We start from the raw sequence: 2,769 nt of genomic DNA, 5'->3' as shown, positions 1-2,769 counted from the left end.
GTGGCCTACGAGCCGCAGTGGGCGATCGGCGCCGCCGAGCCCGCGTCGCCGGAGTTCATCGGCGAGGTCTGCGCGGCGCTGCGCGCCGGTGTCGCGGCGGACCCGGCGCTGAGCGGCAGCCGGGTGATCTACGGCGGCAGCGCCAAGCCGGGGCTGCTGACCGCGCTGGGCGATTCGGTGGACGGGTTGTTCCTCGGCCGCTTCGCGCACGATCCGCGGGCGTTCGAGCAGATCCTGGACGAGGTGTCCGCACCATGACGATCGGGCTGAGCACCTACGCCTACTTCTGGCAGTGGTCCGAGCACGCGCCGGAACCGCTGTCGCTGACCGGCATGCTCGCCGACACCGCCCGGCACGGGGTGTCGCTGTTCCAGATCTGCGACTACCCGCCGCTGGAGTCGATGTCCGGCGAGCAGCTGCGGGCGGTGCGCGCGACCGCCGACCGGCTCGGCGTCGAACTGGAACTGGGCACCCGCGGCCTGCAACCCGAACACCTGCGGCGGTTCCTGCAACTCGCCGAGCTGCTGGGAGCGCGGCTGGTGCGCTCGATGATGCACACCGCGGACGACAAGCCGGACCTGGACGAGGCCGAACGCAGGCTCCGCGAGGTATTGCCCGAGTACGCGGCCGCAGGCGTCACGATCGCGCTGGAGACCTACGAGCAGGTGCCCACCGGCACGCTGGTCGAGCTCGTCGAGCGCGTCGGCGATCCGCACCTGGGCATCTGCCTCGACCCGGCCAACGTGGTCGCCGCGCTGGAACACCCGGTGTCGGTGGTGGAAAGCACCGCCGCGCACGTGCAGAACGTGCACGTCAAGGACTTCGAGTTCGTCCGGTCGCCGGGCTGGGTGGGTTTCTCGCTGATCGGCGCACCGCTGGGCGACGGGCTGCTGGACCGCGAACACCTGCTGCGGCAGGTGCGCCCGCAAGACCGCGGCATCAACGAGGTCATCGAGCACTGGCTGCCCTGGCAGGGCGATGCGCACACGACCTGCGCGGTCGAACGCGAGTGGACCGCGCACAACCTGGAGCAGTTGAGGAGGCAGCGGGCATGACCGAGCAGTTGACCATCGCCGTGATCGGGGCCGGCGGCAAGATGGGGATGCGGGTGTCGGACAACCTGCAGCGCACCGAGCACACCGTGCGCTACAGCGAGAACTCCCCCGCCGGGCAGCAGCGGGTCACCGGCGCGGGCCGGGAGGTGACCGGGACCGCGGTCGCGATCAAGGACGCCGATGTGGTGATCCTGGCGGTGCCGGACACGGTGCTCGGCGCGGTCTCCGAGCAGGTCGTTCCGCAGCTCAAGACCGGCTCGGTGCTGGTCACCCTGGATCCGGCCGCGGCGTACGCGAACCTGCTCGCCGAGCGCGACGACCTCGCGTACGTGGTCGCGCACCCGTGCCACCCCTCGGTGTTCCTGCAGCGCAAGACTCCGGAGGAACTGGCGGACACCTTCGGCGGCATCGCCGCCCCGCAGGAGGTCGTCGCCGCGATCGAGTCCGGCGACGAGCAGCACCGGGCCGTCGCGGAATCGGTGATCCGCGCGATGTACGCGCCGGTGCTCGACGTGCACTGGGTGACCGTCAAGCAGCTGGCCTACCTGGAGCCCACGCTGGTGGAGACGGTGGCCTGCATGGTCGGCGACCTGTTGCGGGAAGCGCTGCACGAGACGGTGCACACCGTCGGCGTCCCGGAGCCCGCCGCGCGGGCGATGCTGCTGGGGCACACCCAGGTCGCGCTGGCCAACACGCTCAAGGGCGACAACCCGTTCTCGGACGCCTGCAAGATCGCGATGGACTACGGCCGGGAGAGCATCGTCAAGGACGACTGGAAGAAGATCTTCGACGATGCCGAGCTGGACGCGGTGATCACCCGGATGCTCCGGTTGGAGCGCATCGAGCGCTGAGCGCGGGCAGCCGTGCCTGCCGGTGCTTGCCCCGCCTGCCGGTACTTCGCGCACCACGCCACGATGCGGAACGCCTCGACGGCGGCCCGCGGCGGGTTAACCTCGGCTGCGTGGTTACCGTGCAGCGGGCGCAAGCCCTGGCCGACGACGTGCTGTTCCCGGACGCGTCCACAGTGGATGCAGAGGGCGTCGTTCCGCGCAGGCATTTCGACCTGCTCGCCGCGGAGGGCTTCTACGGCCTGGCGGCTCCGGCCGAGCACGGCGGGCCGGAGATCACCCTCGCCGAGCGTTCCCTGATCTTCGAGGCGTTCGCCGGTGGCTGCTTCGCGACCGCGTTCACCTGGGCGCAGCACCAAGGCGTGGTGCGCGGGCTGGCCACCACGGACCGCTCGGAGCTGCGGGAACGCCACCTCGCCGATGCGGTGCGCGGGAAGTTGCGCGGCGGTGTCTCGTTCGCCGGGGCGATCCCGCAGCCGCCGCGGCTGCACGCCACCCCGGTCGACGGCGGCTACCGGCTCGACGGCGAAGCGCCGTTCGTCACCGGCTGGGGGCTGGTGGACGTGCTGCGGCTGTCGGCCCGGCACGGCGAAATGGTCGTCGACGGACTCATCGACGCCGCTCCCGCCACCGGCATCCGGGTCGAACCGCTGACTCTGGTGGCAGCGCAGGCATCGTCGACCGTGCGGCAGTTCTTCGACGGCTACCACCTGCCGACCGAGCGGGTGCTCGACGAGGTCCCGCTGGCCGACGTGCTGGCCGCGCAGTCCGCGAGCGCGCGGCTCAACGGTTCGAGCTTGCGCACCGCGCAGCATGCTTTGCGCTTTTCGACCGATTCGTAGAAGCCGTTGATGCCGTTGGCAGCG

4 protein-coding genes are annotated in these 2,769 nt (G+C 71.1%); all 4 read left to right on the top strand.

Going from position 1 to position 2,769, the window contains the following annotated elements; all coding sequences use genetic code 11:
• A partial coding sequence (locus IJH84_RS25595; protein ID WP_295149913.1) for a triose-phosphate isomerase occupies positions 1-258 on the top strand: 258 nt, incomplete at its 5' end.
• The gene (locus IJH84_RS25590; RefSeq protein WP_295149911.1) at positions 255-1,055 is read left to right on the top strand and encodes a TIM barrel protein; all 801 of its coding nucleotides are present in this window, start codon (positions 255-257) and stop codon (positions 1,053-1,055) included. The genes IJH84_RS25595 and IJH84_RS25590, both read left to right, overlap by 4 nt.
• Positions 1,052-1,906 (top strand): phosphogluconate dehydrogenase C-terminal domain-containing protein, encoded by an 855-nt coding sequence (locus IJH84_RS25585; protein ID WP_295149909.1) that lies wholly within the window; start codon positions 1,052-1,054, stop codon positions 1,904-1,906. Before IJH84_RS25590 ends, IJH84_RS25585 begins: the two co-directional genes overlap by 4 nt.
• Before the next feature lie 110 nt (positions 1,907-2,016).
• On the top strand, positions 2,017-2,745 hold the full coding sequence (locus IJH84_RS25580; protein WP_295149907.1) for an acyl-CoA dehydrogenase family protein: 729 nt from the start codon (positions 2,017-2,019) through the stop codon (positions 2,743-2,745).
• The last annotated feature ends 24 nt before the right edge of the window (positions 2,746-2,769 follow it).

This window comes from Saccharopolyspora sp. (genome assembly GCF_017434145.1).
Classification (GTDB): Bacteria; Actinomycetota; Actinomycetes; order Mycobacteriales; family Pseudonocardiaceae; genus Saccharopolyspora_C; species Saccharopolyspora_C galaxeae.
The sequence above is the reverse complement of the archived record's forward strand: the minus strand, read 5'-3'. Positions and strand labels throughout refer to the sequence as shown.